The organism is Leifsonia sp. KNZ13-11D (assembly GCF_056754895.1).
The window spans coordinates 1,580,886-1,596,716 of record NZ_JBPGWU010000001.1 but is presented as its reverse complement, the minus strand read 5'-3'; the positions used below and the strand labels follow the sequence as shown (position 1 = coordinate 1,596,716).

At 65.0% G+C, this 15,831-nt stretch carries 16 protein-coding genes; 8 read left to right on the top strand and 8 right to left on the bottom strand.

Annotation, left to right across the window (positions count from 1 at the left end):
- Positions 1–66: 66 nt before the first annotated feature.
- Positions 67–756: a hypothetical protein gene (locus ACR9Y5_RS08025; RefSeq protein WP_481297471.1), complete on the bottom strand. Its 690-nt coding sequence runs from the start codon at positions 754–756 to the stop codon at positions 67–69.
- Positions 757–841: 85 nt separating this feature from the next.
- Positions 842–1,066, bottom strand: a complete 225-nt coding sequence (locus tag ACR9Y5_RS08020; protein ID WP_481297470.1) for a hypothetical protein — start codon at positions 1,064–1,066, stop codon at positions 842–844.
- On the opposite strand from ACR9Y5_RS08020, the gene ACR9Y5_RS08015 reads away from it, so the two are divergent.
- Positions 1,059–1,262 carry a hypothetical protein gene (locus ACR9Y5_RS08015; protein ID WP_481297469.1) on the top strand — a complete coding sequence of 68 codons (204 nt, stop codon included), beginning with the start codon at positions 1,059–1,061 and terminating at the stop codon, positions 1,260–1,262. The genes ACR9Y5_RS08020 and ACR9Y5_RS08015 overlap by 8 nt on opposite strands.
- Before the next feature lie 97 nt (positions 1,263–1,359).
- Here the strand turns inward: ACR9Y5_RS08015 and ACR9Y5_RS08010 are convergent, their stop codons facing one another.
- Positions 1,360–1,686, bottom strand: coding sequence for a hypothetical protein (locus tag ACR9Y5_RS08010; protein ID WP_481297468.1), 327 nt, complete (start codon positions 1,684–1,686; stop codon positions 1,360–1,362).
- Between the two features lie 112 nt (positions 1,687–1,798).
- Here ACR9Y5_RS08010 and ACR9Y5_RS08005 point away from each other — a divergent pair, with 112 nt between their 5' ends.
- Positions 1,799–2,545, top strand: coding sequence for a uracil-DNA glycosylase (locus tag ACR9Y5_RS08005; protein WP_481297467.1), 747 nt, complete (start codon positions 1,799–1,801; stop codon positions 2,543–2,545).
- A gap of 711 nt (positions 2,546–3,256) precedes the next feature.
- Positions 3,257–3,799 (top strand): type IV toxin-antitoxin system AbiEi family antitoxin domain-containing protein, encoded by a 543-nt coding sequence (locus tag ACR9Y5_RS08000; protein WP_481297466.1) that lies wholly within the window; start codon positions 3,257–3,259, stop codon positions 3,797–3,799.
- On the opposite strand, the gene ACR9Y5_RS07995 is transcribed toward ACR9Y5_RS08000, so the two are convergent.
- A complete protein-coding gene (locus ACR9Y5_RS07995) occupies positions 3,796–4,815 on the bottom strand; it encodes a tyrosine-type recombinase/integrase (RefSeq protein ID WP_481297465.1) in 1,020 nt (339 codons plus the stop codon). The two genes, ACR9Y5_RS08000 and ACR9Y5_RS07995, sit on opposite strands and share 4 nt — an antisense overlap.
- Before the next feature lie 1,216 nt (positions 4,816–6,031).
- Between ACR9Y5_RS07995 and ACR9Y5_RS07990 the strand changes: the two genes are divergently transcribed.
- On the top strand, positions 6,032–6,574 hold the full coding sequence (locus ACR9Y5_RS07990; RefSeq protein ID WP_481297464.1) for a phosphoribosyltransferase family protein: 543 nt from the start codon (positions 6,032–6,034) through the stop codon (positions 6,572–6,574).
- An 86-nt stretch (positions 6,575–6,660) separates the two neighbouring features.
- On the top strand, positions 6,661–7,296 hold the full coding sequence (locus ACR9Y5_RS07985; RefSeq protein WP_481297463.1) for a DUF4304 domain-containing protein: 636 nt from the start codon (positions 6,661–6,663) through the stop codon (positions 7,294–7,296).
- 151 nt (positions 7,297–7,447) lie between these two features.
- Here the strand turns inward: ACR9Y5_RS07985 and ACR9Y5_RS07980 are convergent, their stop codons facing one another.
- A complete protein-coding gene (locus ACR9Y5_RS07980; RefSeq protein WP_481297462.1) occupies positions 7,448–8,485 on the bottom strand; it encodes a hypothetical protein in 1,038 nt (345 codons plus the stop codon).
- A gap of 496 nt (positions 8,486–8,981) precedes the next feature.
- Between ACR9Y5_RS07980 and ACR9Y5_RS07975 the strand changes: the two genes are divergently transcribed.
- Complete coding sequence (locus tag ACR9Y5_RS07975; RefSeq protein WP_481297461.1) at positions 8,982–9,344, top strand: hypothetical protein; 363 nt, start codon at positions 8,982–8,984, stop codon at positions 9,342–9,344.
- Between the two features lie 524 nt (positions 9,345–9,868).
- Complete coding sequence (locus ACR9Y5_RS07970) at positions 9,869–10,423, top strand: P-loop nucleotide/nucleoside kinase family protein (RefSeq protein WP_481297460.1); 555 nt, start codon at positions 9,869–9,871, stop codon at positions 10,421–10,423.
- Between the two features lie 8 nt (positions 10,424–10,431).
- Here the strand turns inward: ACR9Y5_RS07970 and ACR9Y5_RS07965 are convergent, their stop codons facing one another.
- From ACR9Y5_RS07965 to ACR9Y5_RS07955, 3 genes are all read right to left on the bottom strand, one after another.
- On the bottom strand, positions 10,432–10,953 hold the full coding sequence (locus tag ACR9Y5_RS07965; protein WP_481297459.1) for a P-loop nucleotide/nucleoside kinase family protein: 522 nt from the start codon (positions 10,951–10,953) through the stop codon (positions 10,432–10,434).
- 110 nt (positions 10,954–11,063) lie between these two features.
- On the bottom strand, positions 11,064–11,714 hold the full coding sequence (locus ACR9Y5_RS07960; protein WP_481297458.1) for an HAD-IA family hydrolase: 651 nt from the start codon (positions 11,712–11,714) through the stop codon (positions 11,064–11,066).
- Positions 11,715–12,115: 401 nt separating this feature from the next.
- Positions 12,116–14,410 carry a cell wall-binding repeat-containing protein gene (locus ACR9Y5_RS07955; protein WP_481297457.1) on the bottom strand — a complete coding sequence of 765 codons (2,295 nt, stop codon included), beginning with the start codon at positions 14,408–14,410 and terminating at the stop codon, positions 12,116–12,118.
- Positions 14,411–14,892: 482 nt separating this feature from the next.
- Here ACR9Y5_RS07955 and ACR9Y5_RS07950 point away from each other — a divergent pair, with 482 nt between their 5' ends.
- Positions 14,893–15,288 (top strand): hypothetical protein, encoded by a 396-nt coding sequence (locus ACR9Y5_RS07950; protein ID WP_481297456.1) that lies wholly within the window; start codon positions 14,893–14,895, stop codon positions 15,286–15,288.
- The last annotated feature ends 543 nt before the right edge of the window (positions 15,289–15,831 follow it).

Sequence of the window (15,831 nt, the reverse complement as noted above, 5' to 3'; positions counted from 1 at the left end):
TACCCGCCGCTCCGCCACCGCCTCGACCAGGAACCCGGTAGCGAAGACCGCACCAGGCTCGAGCGTCTACCGGAGTGGGCCGTCGAGATGCTCCAATCCGCGGTCAGCCAGGTACTCGCGGACGTAACCTTGATGCGGCACGTGCGGTTCCGAGTCAGAGACGAGTTCGTCGATATACCACCGGAGCAGGACTTCAGCTGCAGCCCGATCGCCTCGCGCGATATGGAGATCCGCAACATCGAGCGCGGCCGAGCGAGTGGAAAGACTACCAAACGCGCGGTATCCCTCCGCAGCGTACGCGGCAAGTACGCTGTCAGCGTCCGGAAACGAGTCCAGCTTCCGCAGCCCGTACTCCGCGACGGCGGACAGCATCTCCTCCAGCGACAACCGGTCCCGCAGGTCCCACCACTGCTCCAACCCTCCAGGCATGACTCTGCCGAGAGACCACCGGAGCTGGCAGTTCGGCTCGTTGACCCAGCTACTGCGCGGGCTACCCAGCCGACTCATCTCCGCCACGTAGACACCCAGCTTGACCGTGAACCGACCCCAAAGGTCCGGTTCGAGTCCGGGGACCGCAGGTGCCCCGAAGTATTCGTAGGGCGCAAGCCGGATCGACACCACATGCACCAGGCCATCACAGGCCAGGCGGTTGAAACTGTTGGCCCGTTTGCGAAAGCCGGCAGCTTTGAGAGGGATCGCGAGCGCGGCCCCGATCGACTTCGCGATCTCACCATTCTCCGGCACGAAGGCCAGCATATGAGCGAGTTGCCCGTCGGACCACTGCGACGCCCACTATTCACGAGCTTGCCTGTCCTTCCGATAGACGAGGACATGCGCCGCCTCATCGACGCCTCCGCCGTCGCTCCGACAACGACTCGACCACGAACCCGAATACGGCGCCCGCGACGAACGACGCCCACAACGCCCAGACCACCGCCGATCCAGACACGACAGCCCACCGCAGAAGCAGACCCTGCACGGCGAGGAACGCGAGCACGAAGCCGAACAGCAGCAGGCCACGCCGGGTCCGTCGTCGACCTTCCGGAGTGGATGGGTCAATGGTCATGGTCTCGCTCCGCGGTTTCAGAGCGCCGCCGGAGGAGGCGGGCGCCGTATCCGCCGACGGCGACGCCGGCTGGCCCGGCGAGGAACGCTGGGAGGCGCGGCAACCGCTCGATCAGGCTCGCGCCGTGCGTGTCGGGGAAGAAGATCAGTGCCAGGAAGCCGGCGGCGACGATGAGGAGGCCGGCCGCTATGAGTAGCCACCCCAGGATGGTGTCGCGCCGTGGCCGGACAGCGCTGTGCCGGGAGACCACTACGGCGCGCCGACCTGGCGCGCAGCGGTCAACGCAGTCATCCTCAGGCGGCGTTGTCTTCGATGACGCGCCGGATGGCGGCAACGGCCAGGTGAAGCATCCCGCCGAGGACACCGATCGCGCCGAGGTAGTTGGCCCAGACGATGTTCCCAGCGGCACCGAGTGGATCACCGGAGAAGGTAGCTCCGGCGATGAAGTAGAGGACGACGGAGATCGCGAGCGCCAGCACATAGATGGTGATTAGTGCGGTGAGTGCGCCGTTCGCGGATCGCAGGTCCTTCGGGTTTGGGCGGGTCTCGAAGCCTCGACCGAACGGCTTCCGGTTGCCGTAGGCCTCCGCCAGCGCAGGTGGCAGTTCCCCATCAGACATGAGAGCTCCTCACAGTTCGAGGGAATGGTAGCGCTAGGTGGCCCAGCGCGCTCAGCCCCCAAGCGAGGGGAGCCGATCCCGGCTGTCGCCGGTGTCGGCTACGGTCGGAGCCATGCCTCGTCGAATGGCGGACCCCACGTTCCGTGCCGCGCAGGAAACTGCCGCGTTCACCGCTTCCCACATCGTCCCGATCAACGTGTTCGTCGACTCGATCCGGGACCGGGACGGCCGCGGGTGGGCGCCGTACGTCGCCCCGTTGCACGGCGGGACGGACGCCGAAGTGCTCTCGATCCTCCGCGACCCGGGGCCCGCAACCCAGGACGGCGTCGGCTCCGGGTTCCTCGCCGTGGAGAACGATGACCCGACCGCTGAACGGCAGATGGCGCTGTTCGAGTCGGCCGGTATCTCCCCGCGGCAAGTGCTGCCGTGGAACGCATACCCCTGGTACGTCAACCGGGCGCCATCAGCGGCGGAGCTCGACGCCGGCGGGCAGGTCATCGTCGAGCTGCTCGAGCTGCTGCCGCACCTTCGGGTGGTGCTGCTGCAGGGACGCGATGCGGAAGCAGGATGGAAGCGAGTCGCACGCCGACTCCCGGAACCGGTGGAGGACCGCGGAGTGTCCGTCGTCGCGACGATCCACCCGGGGCGGCAGGCCCTGTTCACTCCGGACAAAGACGAGCGGGCCCGTAGGGTCGCCCACCAAGAAGGCGGCGTTCGCGGAGGTCGGCCGGCTGGTGCGTCAGACGAACGGGTAACCGCGGCTGGCAAGGATCACGCCGTGGCCTCAGCGTCGGCGGGGCGCCCACGTCACGATCCGGGGGTGCGGAAGTTGCGACGGTATTCCGTAGGCATTCGATGACGGCGCCACAGTCGACGGGTCTGCCGAGTTCTCGGAGACGAACCTCACGTCTCCCGCCACGTTGCCGGACGACGAGCTCACAGCCGAGGCGGACGAGGTCCGCGACCGGGAGCGGGAGCAGGCGATGGACCCGGTGACGGTCCGGAGCGGGGCGTCGGTGGATCGTCAGAATAGTAGCGATGCCGCTAGAAAAATAGCGATACACCCCGGACGGTTCCGGCTGCTCTGCACAGCCGCAACCCACCGCAACAGCAGCATGCCGCGTTGCCCGGTGCCGCGGATAGACAGCGCCGCGGTGACGGGCCGCTGGCGAAACCGGTGAGGCGTGGCGGAGCGTCGGCGCCGTGGTCGCGATCGACGAAATCGAGCGCCGGCCCGGCCAGCGGCCACTGTGGTGAGTGGATTCGGGAAACGGTACCGTGGAGGTCCCTCCCCCGGGAGGGGAACTGGAAGTCCATGAGGGCCCCTCGTGGCCAAAGACGAGGGGCCCTCGCTTGCGCCGCGGGACGAGCCGGAAGCGGAACGGGCGGGACGGTGGCGGGTCGTTGGCGCCGCGGTGGGCGGGACGAGGGCGTGAGCGAGGAGCGCAGCGACGAGCGGCATCCCGCGCATAGATGTGCCATGACGACGCTGCGCGGACACCCCTCCGAGTTCTGTGACAGACAACCGGCGTGATCGTCACAACACGGCCGGTTTGGGTAGAGTCCGGGGATGACCCGGCGGCGCACGTACCGCGACATCGTCCGCGAGGTAGCGATGGACAACTTCGGCTACGTCACGACCAAAGCCGCCGAAGCCGCTGGTGTCCCCGCCGTCGAGCTGCCCAAGCTGACTCAGCGCGGCCGGATGGAACGCATCGCGTATGGCCTATACCGGGTGACCGACCTCCCACCGTACGGGCTCGCCCCGTACGCGGAGGCGCTGCTGCGGGTCGGCGACAGTGCGTTCCTTCACGGGGAGACTGTGCTGGCGCTGCTGCGGCTGGCGGATGTGAACCCGCGCCGGATCCACGTCGCTGTGCCGGGCCGAACCCGGCCCACGCTCCCCGGCACGATCGAACTGTTCCAGGTCACCCCGCCCGTTCGCGTCGTCGAGTACGAGGGCCTGCGAGCCCAACCGGTCAGCGACGCGCTGCTGGAGTGTCGAGGGCGGATCGAGACGGTCCGGCTGCTGGCCGCGGTCGGTGACGCGCGCCGGAGCGGGTACCTCTCGGAGGCTGAGGCGCGGCGGGTCAGGAAAGCGCTCCGGGGTTAGAGGCCCAGCTCCCGCGAAGTTGTCGCGTCGAAAATGCGACTGCGGTCGACGTAGCCGGCCAGCACGGCGAGGTTTCGATGCCTACTCGTCTTTGCGATCCGCTCCAGAGGAATCCCTGCCGCGGCCGCGGTGGTGATATGTGATCTGCGCGGGCTATGTCCGGTCAGCGCGGGAAGGTCGAGCCCGGCTGCTTCCGCCCGGGCGCGGAGGATCAGCGGGACGGACTGCCCGGTGAGCGCCTGGTCGGAGGCGCGGCCGTTGGACCAGACCCGCACGAACAGGGGCGTGGACTCGGTAAGACGCCCCACCTCGCGGCGGCGCTGCTCGACGAGCGCCTCGAGATGGGCGACCGGATCGGTGATGCCGCTGCCGCGCGCTATAGCCAGCTCCTCGCCTTTACCCTCCTGGTCTGTCTTTGACCGGCTGATGTAGACGGCGACGCCTTCGCGAGTGAAGGTCAGGTCCCCGATGGTGAGGGCCACGAGCTCACTGCGACGGAGGGCCGCCGAGTAGGCGGTGAGGAGGAGCGCTGCATCGCGACGTCCGACCGGGTCGGTGAGGTCGATGGCGGCGAGCACCTGCCGCAACTGGTCGGTAGTGAATACGCTCGCCTTCCGCACCCGGTGGCCCGCGAGCTCCCGACGGGCGCCGGCGACGAAGTCCTGCAGCACCCGGGTCTCGGTTGGGTTGGGGATGCCCAGCTCGCGGGCGCGGCGACGGACGGCCGCGAGCAGAATGTCGATGGCGGAGGCGGAGATGCCCACCTTCTTCCCGGACGCGTCGGTGCGCTCATCCAGCGCCCAGGTCAGATACGACGCGATCGTCCCCGGAAGGTTGGGATCCCAGCGGTGCTCCGCCGCGAACCGGTCCAGCTGGCGCAACGCGCTCGCATACGCCTTGCGGGTGTTCGGGCTGAGGGCCGACTCGACCCGCTTGGCGATCCCGGGCAGGAACGCGGCCGGGTCGGTCGGGGGCGCCAGCTCGGCAGAGTCGAAGAGTTCGACGGAAACGGTCATCTCGGGGTCCACGGTCCATCTATGCGCGGGATGGCCACTCCAGTAGCGATAAGCGTCGTTTCCGCTAGTGCAGGACGAGTGAGCACTGATTCAGAGCCGATGTTAACCGTCGCCGTAGATTGTCTCCCCGCCACGAAGTTTGTCCCTTTTCAGGTCGTGGACAATCTAAGTGGCGGGTTCTGTCGCCCGACCTCGCGCGACACCACGCTGCATCGGCCGATGAAGAGTGCTCGCGACACTTCCGATCACGGACACCGAGGGTCGCGGGTCGAGTCGGAAGTCCGCCTTATGGTGAGTGCCGCATTTGTAGCGTTTGGCGCCCCTTCACCGGGCCTTTTTTCGGGACAGGTATACGGGAATCAGCCGTCCAGCTGATTGCTGGCATCGTCGCGCTTGCTATGCGGTGCAAACGACGTTCGGACCCCGACCGGCAAACGGTCTACCCATCTGTCGACTCGTCGCAGTAGGTCGGCCATGTTGTCGACGAGACCCTGGCTGTTTCCTCCGCGCCCAATGTTATTGTCGGCCGCTCGCTCGCCGCATATTCCGTCGAAGACGCAACGATCACGAACCTTGCCCCGGACTCATGGTGCGAGGTCGTTGTCTGCTAGCTTCGCCTTCATGCGACATATCAGGCGACCGAGTGCCGCTGCTCTTGTTGCATTGGCTGTCGCTCTTTGCGCCGCGCTGACGGGATGCTCACTTCTTGATTCCCACCCGCCAGCCAAAAGTGGCGCCGACCTCACTGGATCGTGGGTGCATGGTTCAGCGCGCCTCGTGCTGGCCGGAGATGGCACGTTCGAGATGACGGATATGCCGGAGTATGTCGTCCAGGGGGATTCAGGTGAATCACACTCTCCGACGCTGAACTGCTCTGGTAGGTGGAGCTTCATGAAATCGGTCCAGAACCTCACGTTGGTTCCAGCAAACCCTTCTCCGGCTGAGTGCTCTGGCAGCGTGCTTTTCGTGACCGGGCGGAACAACGAACGGACAATCGCATTTGGGATCGATTCCGGGTCGGGTAACCCGCTATGTTTCGAGCTTGTTCGACCCAGGTCGAGGCTGAGTGCCCAGGGCGTCGACGACTGCCAGACATACTGAGTTTTCATCGCCCACCTGCGATCAAGCCTCTCCTGGATCCATCAAGCCGCACGCCCTCTCGGACGCGCACAAGGATCCCTCCTTGCTCCGTCGCGTGGTGTGTCACGATGGTGCGATGTCAGAGCTGCGGCACCGGTTGCGTACGTCTTTCCGTTGGATCGGCGACCGCACTGATCCGGACTACCGTGCCGATGTCACGGGCTGGTGGAGGGATCCCGAGATTGTTAGACAGATCGGAGCAGCTCTCGCCGGGCTGTTCTCTGATCAGCGGCCGACCGTGGTGTTGGGCACGCAGTCGAGGGGAAGCCTGCTCGGAGCCCTGGTGGCGCATCATCTTGGTGTGGGGTTCGCCGAGGTTAGGAAGGATCCCGGTCGTGCCGCCGACAGTGACGCGTGGTGGGAGGTGTCTACGGCCCCTGACTATCGCGATAGGCATCTTCGGCTGGGACTTCGCCGCTCGCTTTTGAAGTCAGGTGACTCGGTCCTATTCGTGGACGATTGGGTAGACACCGGTGCACAGGCTGGTGCTTGCCGTTCCCTCGTGGAGATGAGTGGCGCCCGATGGTGCGGCGCCGCGGTCGTTGTCGATGGTCTGCACGAAGCTGGGCTTCGCCGTTCGCTGCAAGTTCGCGCACTCCTGAACATCCGCGACCTATGAAGCGTCCATATACCTCGGTCATCGCTAGACCGCTCAGGGACCGCCTTACGGGCGACAGGAATTCGCACCTATGACAGGATCTGCGGGTGACGCAAAATCAGGAACGTGCGGCCGCGATCGTCTCAAGCGTTGCTCCGCAGCTGAAGCGGGCCGGATTCCGGAAGCGACGCAACTCCTTCAATCGCGAGGTCGCTGACGGGATAGTGCACGTTGTTTCGTTGCAGCTCAGGTCCTACGACCGCACTGGCAAGTTCACGATCAATCTCGGCGTCTTCGTGCCAGGACTCAACCAGGTCAGCTCAGGCTCCCGCGGTCTCTGGGTAAACGAGTATGACTGCGACCTTCGGTGGCGGATCGGGGAACTCCATCACGAGGGACGCGACCTCTGGTGGGGCCTCGATGACGAAGCAGGGGTCCAAGTCGCGTCCGACCTTCTGCTGACGGCGGGCCTGGAGCGACTGGGCAAGTTCGACAGTGTTGCGGCTTTGCTCGCCGCATTCGATCGTGATGGCGGAGAAGCTTTGGGAATCGCACCGCACGCACCGCTCGATATCGGTGCGCTCCACGCGAAGCTGGGCAACCGCGACCGCGCGCGCGACCTCTTCAGTGCGCACGTGGACGCCCTCCTTGCCAAGAGCGGGCCGTCAAGTCATTGGCCGGTTGCGGCGAAGATCGTGCGCAAACAAGGCTTCTCGGACATCGCTGACCGATTGCAAGCCTAGCCCATCATTGGGCGCATGAGCTCGAATACTGACTGGTTGCACTTCCGCAGGCCTTTGGGGCCACAAGCGCTTCCGCCGGCCGAACGAAAGCGGATCGGTAATTGACGCACCCCGCTATCGGTCGGGGAGCACTGAGCGCCCGATTGGGTCGCTAATTCACCTCGAGGCGCCAGCGCAGCCAAGAGCGGTCGCTCAACCGATTGAGTTGGCTCCCACGCGAAACGAAGACCGGCCTCAGGTCTTCCTCGGGAAGTCTGTCGAGTTGTAGCTTTCCCGCACCGCGCTTGTCGAAGCCGCCTTCGTCAAGTTCGCCGATGGTGACGCGGTCCTGGTCGCCACGGTAACCGCCGAAAAGCGCGCACACCTGGCCGCTAACAAGAATGTTGTCGACGCCTTCGATGCCAACGCGGTGAACGGTCACGTCGCCGCCGCGGTCAATCTGGACTATCGGAAAGTCAGTGTATGTGCACGCTATGGCCCGGTCGTCAGTCACGTTGAGCGCGTAGCAATCAGAGATAACGTCCTCCGGTGCATCCGGGTCATGGAGCGACCTAGGCGCGTAGTCCCAGACCTTGGTCAGCGAACTATCGAACCGCGCGATACCCCAACACCCAGGTGTCTCGGGTCCAGGGTGGTTCCATCCATAATTTCCGTAGACGCCTTCATCGGAGTAGCCGACCCAGATTTCCCCAGTGCTCGTGGCCTGAAGATGCCGAATTCCCCCGCCAATCGTGTCCGCGGCAATATCGTGTCCGTGGTCGTCGATGATTACGGCATTGCGGTCTGCCCCACTGGAGCGCCACTCGCAGTCGGAGGTTGCGATCACAAAACCGCCTAGTAGTGGTTGAACGAATAAGGCGCCGCCGCGCCACGTTCGAGCCGCGGTTTCTACGACCTCGAACACCTCTCGCTCTCGCTGGCGGGAGACGTACCATCGATCGGGTCTTCTTCCCGAAGCCCAGACCACAGTCGCATGGTTGTCAACATCGATGGAATAGCCGACCGTGGAGCAGTCGTCCGTGGGTGGGACGAGGGTAACAGGGTCAAGAGGGACGATTTCGGCGTGGCGGCCGGAAGAGAGGGCGGCCCCGAAGGAACGATGCGAGTCTGACAGCCGTGCGGCTTTCACCGCGGACTCAAGATGGAACCCTTCTACGTGTCGTCGGGACGGCACCTCACTGTCAGCCATATTGGCAAAATCCTGTCACATCAGCGGGCCGCACGCTGAAGGATCGTCCATCGTGCGTTGTGGAGTGATTTTGCCATAGACAGATCGCCAGCGCCGGCTGATACTGGCGTCGTGCGCGACGTGACTGTTCCGAGAAGCTTCCCGGAGTCCCGAGCGTCGATGCTGCGATTCATCGTCGTGAGTGCAATTGTATTCGGTGGTGCCGTTGCGTGTCTTGTGTACGGGTTACTTAACCGCTGGCCGATCGGTGGGCTCGTCGTGCTTTCGCTGGTCGTCGCAATTCTCGGGGTGGGCGTCGCCATTCGGATATGGGTCTTCGTGAGACTCAAAGCTCAACACGCTTCGGCGCTATACGCGGAAGAACGCGGATGACTCGCGCCCGCAGCGGGATCGCTAACGGGCGGGGGTCCGGACTCGAACGCTGTGCCTTCGTGCCGGTTCGGTCCCTCAGCAGAATTCGCCACAGCGGACGGGGCAGCGTCCTAGAGTTACGAACATGACCGACGAGACACCCATCGCCTATACCGCCCTGCAAAAGGGCGTCGACGTGATTGCCGCCGACGGCACACGCATCGGAACTGTCGAGCATGTGCTGCAGGATCCTAGCCTCGACCTCTTCGATGGAATCGCCGTGAGCACCGACGCCGGGCTGCGGTTCGTGGATGCGAACTTCGTGGACGGCATCACCTCCTCTAGCGTGCACACCACCTTGACGGTAGATGACGCCGAGGCGCTGCCACGACCGGAGGGCAACGAAGTGCTTGAGGCGGACCCGGAGGAGTACCAGGGCAACGGCCTGAGCGCCTGGTTCGGCCGTATGTTCATGCGCGAGCACTGGACCCGCCGCGAGGAGCGCTGAAGCGGTCTGATCTTGCTACAGGCCGATTGGGCCGGCGGATTCCCGCTCGGCAGCTTTGGCTCGACCGGGGCGGCCCGGCAGTCACTGCAGTCGTCAGTGGACTGATGGTCGTCGCGATCGTCGCGGGCGTTTATCTGCCGGGCACCAGGCAGATAGGACACATCCCGGCGGCGGCCACAGCTAGCAAACTACGACGACCCCAGCAGTGCAATCGTGCCGGCGTTGGCAATGGGAACCGCCCGCACATGGATCCTCCTCCGGGCATGAACCAGTGCGAAATGAAAGGCGCTACTTGTCGGCAAGCTGTGCCTCCGCCGCTCTAGTGGCCCAGATTGATCGCCCCCCGGGTCGTCGCTTTAGCGGCCGAGAACTCATGCGACACTGAGCCGTGCGAAAAACGCTGGCCGTCGTAGCCGCGACCATGCTATGCGCCGGCGGCGGCTTCTGGGTCTACGCCGGCCGCAGCTCGTGGCAGAGGGATGCGAGACTTGCGGGATGAGCGCCGGACAGCAGTGGGTGCGTTGATGGGCACCGATGTTGTGCTGGTCGTCGGACGCCCGAGTTCGGGGAAGTCGACCCTGTCCCGGCACATCGCGCAGCGATGGCGCCTCCCGGTCGTTGCTAAGGACGCCATCAAGGAGGTGCTGTTCGACACGCTCGGCATGAGCGACGCAGATTGGTCGATCAAGCTCGGTCGGGCATCCTTCGCGGTGCTGGACTACGTCATCGAGCTTCAGTTGCAGACCGGTCATTCGTTTCTCATCGATTCCGCCTACGACGCGCGTTACGAGAACGCGAAGTTTCAGGCTTGGCAGCAGAGATACGGCTTTCGCGCCGTGCAGGTGCACTGCACAGCCCCCGCGGAAGTGCTCACCGAACGTTTCATCGCCCGTTCCGCAGACGGCACCCGCCACCCCGGACACGCCGATTCCGATCGCGTTGATGAGTTCCGCCGCACACTCACGGACGGACGGATCGAAACCCTCGACCTCGACGGGCCCATCGTCAATTACGATTCGAACACCGAACACGGCACGGGGAAGCTACTCGACCAGCTCCAGCGCATACTCGACCGCTGAACCACCCCTCATCGGGCGCGCTGGCGGATATTTCTCGCGATCGCTGCCACAGTCTCTGGATTCCTAGTGTCGTCCGCGTCAACGATAAGCGGATCCTCGTCTACCGGAGCCTCGAAGCTGGCCACATGCGCAGCCATCACCTCATCCGTCACGTCGTGACGGCCCGCGACAGCGCGATTGGCGAGAAGCCGTTGCCGTTGCCGAACCGAGTCGATTCGGACCCAGACGATCGAGAAACTCGCCTCGGCCTCCGCCGCAACCTTCCTCCACCCATCTCGAATGAATCGCGGCGACCCCGTGTCGTCGACAACCACAGCGCGCCCGGCTTCGAGTGCCCCCGCGGCGCGAGCGTGGGCGAGATCGTTCGTCCGAGCCCACTCTTCGAGCGGGATGCCCTCGCCACCGTTGAGCCCTCGCTCCGCGTTGATAGCGTCCAAGCTGAGCAGGTTGGCGTCCAGGGCATCAGCCAGCAGCTCAGCAAAGGTACTCTTTCCGGAGAACGAAAGCCCACACATCAAAGTCAACGACACCCTGCGACACTATCCACTCGACAGCAGCCGGAACGGAATCGGTTATCGCGCAGAGGATCGGATTACGTGCGCGACGGCTGACGAGATTTAGACGTTCGGTGGCGCTGTGTTCACCAGCGAAGGGCGCGCTCGATAGCTGCGATCGTCGTCTCGGTGTCGACGTGAAGATGGGCTTGGAAGCCCAGCCCTTGGGCGGCTGAGACATTTTCCTGCACGTTGTCGATGAAAAGGACGTCGCCTCGAGATGCGTTCATCTGGTCGAGCGCAATGTGGAAGGCGGCAGCCTCTGGTTTCGTTACGCCGATCTCGTGGCTGTAGCAGATTGGATCAAACAACTCTGAAAACCGGAAACGTCGCTCTTCCTCCTCGCGAGCTCCATCTCCCGAGTTGGACAGGATGGCCAGCCCAACTCGATCGCGAAGTCCGGCTAGATACGCAATGAGCTCATCGTTCGCGACCCCGCAGTAGTCATCCCAGAAGTTCGCTTGCATCAGGCTTAGCTGCTCGGTCGACGCTCCCACGGCATCGGCAATCCCCTGCCAGTAGGCCTCGGCAACGCCGGTTTGACGGGTGGCGTCCGGAAGCTCTGCTTCCGCTATTCGCAGCGTGAATTCCTCTTTGGTGAGTCCAAGCATCGGCGCCCACCGAGAAGCGAACGTCCCGGATCGAGCGGTGTCGTCCACCAGTTCAAGGACACCGCCAATATCGAGAAGCAGCCACCGCCGAGCCTCGGCGACGTCGGTATCGGTGTTCTCAGCCATGACAGCATGCTGCCATCGACGCCGGTCCTCCGGGCAATGCCCTACGGACTCCTTCGAAGTCGCACTACTAGGTGGGTGAGCAACGGCGAATCGGAGTCATCGGGCGCATATTGGGGAACCCTTTATCGAAGAGCCACAGCCTTCAGGCCCGGTAGCCGATGGGCTACTGACGCAGGGCGGCCAGGTGGCCGGTGCGCTAGTCGCCCATCCTTCTGCGGGCGGTCCTTCGATTCGACTCCGCGCCTCCTCGTCGAAACCTGCGTTAAATCCAGGAAACCACCAGCTCAAAGGCATCGCGGCGCACCAAGCTCAAGGCCGTCCGCCAGACAAGCGGCGGAAACCTACCCTGACCAGCCGAAACAACTCTCAACCGCGTGCGCCGTTGTTGGGAACGGCTCGAATCAGCGCGACTGCTGTTGCGACACCCCAACGTGCGCCGCCACGTCCAGCCGCGGCAGCGGAGCGCCTCCGACGGTCGCCTTCGCGCCGACGATCGCAGAGGCGGCGGAGAGGTCGCACGGGGTGAGCTGCGCGACAGGCTCGGTGAGCACCGTCGGGCCGCCGACCAGAACAACGAGGTCTACGCCGAGCGCGTTGAGGTCGCTGATGACGCCGTTCGGGACGCAGGTGCTGGTGACCAGGAACATGGGCGCGCCGGTGCCACCGGCCCAGGGGCCCGCCGCCAGCGCGTCCGGGAAATTGAGCCCGGTGACCAGGAATGCCAGATTCTCCGTCGCCTGCGTCGGGCTCGCTCCCGCCACGTTCCACACCGCCTCGTCGAGCAAAGTCGCAGTGGTGTACCGGTCCGCGCCCGCGAAGCGGTAGACGCGCGCCCCGGTGTTCCTGAGGTCGAGTTCGATTCCGGCAGAGACGGCGTTGACCCCGCCCGCGATGCTGACGCTGTAGGCGTTCACCTGCGAGGCGAGGTATGCGCGGGTGGCGGGGTCGAGTCCCGCCGCACCTCCATCGACCAGGAGGAGAGGAGCCCCGGGGCCGTTGGCAGCTGCCGCTCCCGCCGCGAGGGCGTCGGGGAAGTTCCTGCCCGTCGCCACGTAGACGTAGGTGAAGTCGGTGCCCCAGACGTTCTGAGCGATCACACGGCTGGTCGCGAAGCGGTCCGAGCCCGACCAGCGCACCGTGTTCGGCACGAGGGCGGTGAGCTGAGCCTGGACCTCTGGATACACGACACTGGTGCCGCCGACCACGACGACCTTCGACGGGTGGAGACTGGTGATCTCCGCAGCGACCTCCGCAGGGAGGACGGACGGCGCGGTCAGCAGCACCGGACCCCCGAGCTTCGCCGCCGCCGGCCCCGCCGAGAGCGCGTCGGGGAAGGAGGCGCCGCTCGCGACGAACACGATCGGAGCGCTGGTCGGGAACGCGTTCTGCGCGACGGCGACTGCCGTCTGGTAGCGGTCAGACCCGTAGACCTGGTCCACGAGGCGGTTGAGCTGGATCGTCTGCGTGTAGGTCGCCGCCGTCCCGTCGCCGTGCGCGTCGCGGCCGGTCAGCGTGTAGGTGTAGGTGCCTGCCGTCGTGGGGGTTCCCGAAACGGTACCGGTGGCCGGGTCGACCGTGAGACCCGGCGGGAGGTTGCCGTACGTGTTCCAGAAGACTCCCGCGGGCGAGAGCGACGGCGTGAACGAGTAGTCGTTCCACGTCGAGCCGGCGGGCGGAGCGGCGGACGTGATCGCGGACGGCGCGGCGAGGACCTGGATGAAGCCGTTCGAGTTCTCGTTCGAGCTGTCGAAGACGTTGCCGGTCGCGACGTCCTCCGTCGTGACGCTGAACTGGTTCGGGGACGGAGTCGACACGGTCCGCACTGCGGTGTCGCTTGCGGTGTCGATCTCGGAGACGGTCGTGCGGTCCGCGCTGGAGGCGTACACGAATCCGCGGGTCGAGTCGACGACGAAGGCTGCGATCGGCGGCACGGCGGTGGCCGTAACGGCGAGTGTTGTCTCGGAGAACGCGGTGAGCACGTGATCCACGCCGACGTACTGCCGCCCGAACAATTGGCCCGTCGCCGTGTCGACTGCGAGCGAGTCGACCTGGGTCGCCGAGGTCGTGGCCCCGACAGTGAAAGTCGGGAGGTCGACCTCCGCCATCGCGGTCCAGTACTCCGAGAGGAACGCCTTCCCGGTCACGCTGTCGACCGCGAGCGAGGTGATCGGCTGCGGAAGGGCCGCCTGGGCGATCACCGTCGTGAGGTCGCCCGACAACTCGTAGAGCGTCGACGGCATAGCGCTGTCCCACGCGACGAGCAGGTCGTGGGTGGCGGTGTCCAGAGCGATGTCGTGGACGGTCCCGGACGGGAACAGCCTCAGACCCGTCTGCGCTCCGGTCACCGTGTCGAACGACTCGACGGCCTGGGAGCTTGCGAAGTACAGCGTGTGCGTGCTCTCGTCGAGAGCCAACTCGCCGGTGGCGACGCTGCCGAGCGGGGACAGCGCTCCGACGGTCTGCCCGGTCAGATCGTTCAACTCTAGGATTTCGTCGCCTACGTATTCGCCATAGGCATTGAGCTTGCCCGCCATCGCGTACATAGTGTGCGTCGCCGAGTCGACCACGGGCGTCCCGTCGAACGTGGCGTCCGCGACTGGGCCGAGCGGGGCCGAGGGGACCAGGTCGGGCGCAGCGTTCGCCGCGAGCGCAGGCGACGCGGAGACGGAGAGCGACGCCGCCACCAGCGCGCCCACCACGACCACTGTGCCTCGGATCAGCCCATTTCGAGCCGTATGTTTCTCTCGTCGCATGCGAGGACTCCCCGTTCGTCGCCGCAGGCGAATCCGGGCGTCGGTTGAGCGTATGCCACCAACGCGGAGCATCAAAGACCCCCGAACGCGGGGCGCGAGCGCGATGGCCGCAGGACGACCGGATGGACTCGCCTCAGACTTTCCGGCTGCCCGTGAGGGGGAGCGGGGTGCGCAAAGGAGGGCCGCGGTCTTCGCTCTTCCGGGAAGTCGGAAGCGAGTTCAGAGCGCATGCTAGACCTTCGCGAACTCGCGATCATTGGAGTCTTGTCATGGGTGAGACTGAAGGCGACGAAGGGCTGTTGGCTTCCGCACGATGGAAGATGCGCTTCCTTGCATGTTTACGAATTGCGTCCGACCTGAAGTGCATGCGGCCCTTGGCAACCGCGTGAGCAATCACTTGCGAGCGATATCGTCACGGTGTGGGGATGCGTTGGGACGACTGGGACGATGACTTCGATGCTCAGATTCAGTCCCGCCCCTCGACCGATACGGGCCACGGTGATGGAGGTGCCGGCACGATTCTCGTTGTTGCTGTCGCAGTCCTCATCGGGTTCCTGCTGTCCTTTGGTGTTGTCATGCAGCAGATGGGCGTGGCGGCCTGCTCGGGCAGCCCGACTTCGTGCGATTTCGAGCTACTCGGCGCCACCACGTGGATCACCCCGTGCGCGACCGCTCTGACCATCGCGTGCACCGCAGCCGCTCTAGCCGTGCAGAAGCACCTTGTCATCCGAAGCTGGTGGATCCCGATTTGGGGGATTCTCCTCGAGCTAGCTGCCTTCGTCGTCGCATCAGCCCTACTGCACCAGGCGATCCAAGTTTGAGAACCGCAGGGACCACCCCACCCATGCAGGTCTCATTGGGGGATCCGCTTACGTGCGGTGGGCTGGATACTCTTGTTCCGTGCGTTCACTGGATCGATATGAAACGAACCCCCCTGTGTCTTCAAGTCGGTGGAATGACATGCTCCGAACTGCTAGCCGAACTCGGCTCCCGTGGCATTTTGCTCAACTCGTACGCCGAAACTTTGATCAAGCACGCCGTCTTCGATCTACGAGAGCATGAGGAGATCAGCATCGTCGAGCGCAACGTAAGTGATCTCGGCTTCAGCTCCGGGGCGACACTGCCGCATCGCGTGCTGTCGCCTCTGAGAACGTGGCTCTGCCGCTAGTGTCTAGGCGATGTCTCAACCTCGACTCGTGCGCTTCGGCTCACCCACCTCCAACGCCCGTGGGATCCAGGTTGGTGTGTTCGCACATGCCAACGGCCTCGCGCGCCGGGCTGCTGAGCACCGAAGATCACGAGCGGTGGAGGTGCAGCAATGACTGGTTCCAGGCTGCATATCCGGAGCCCTCGAGAACGAGTCG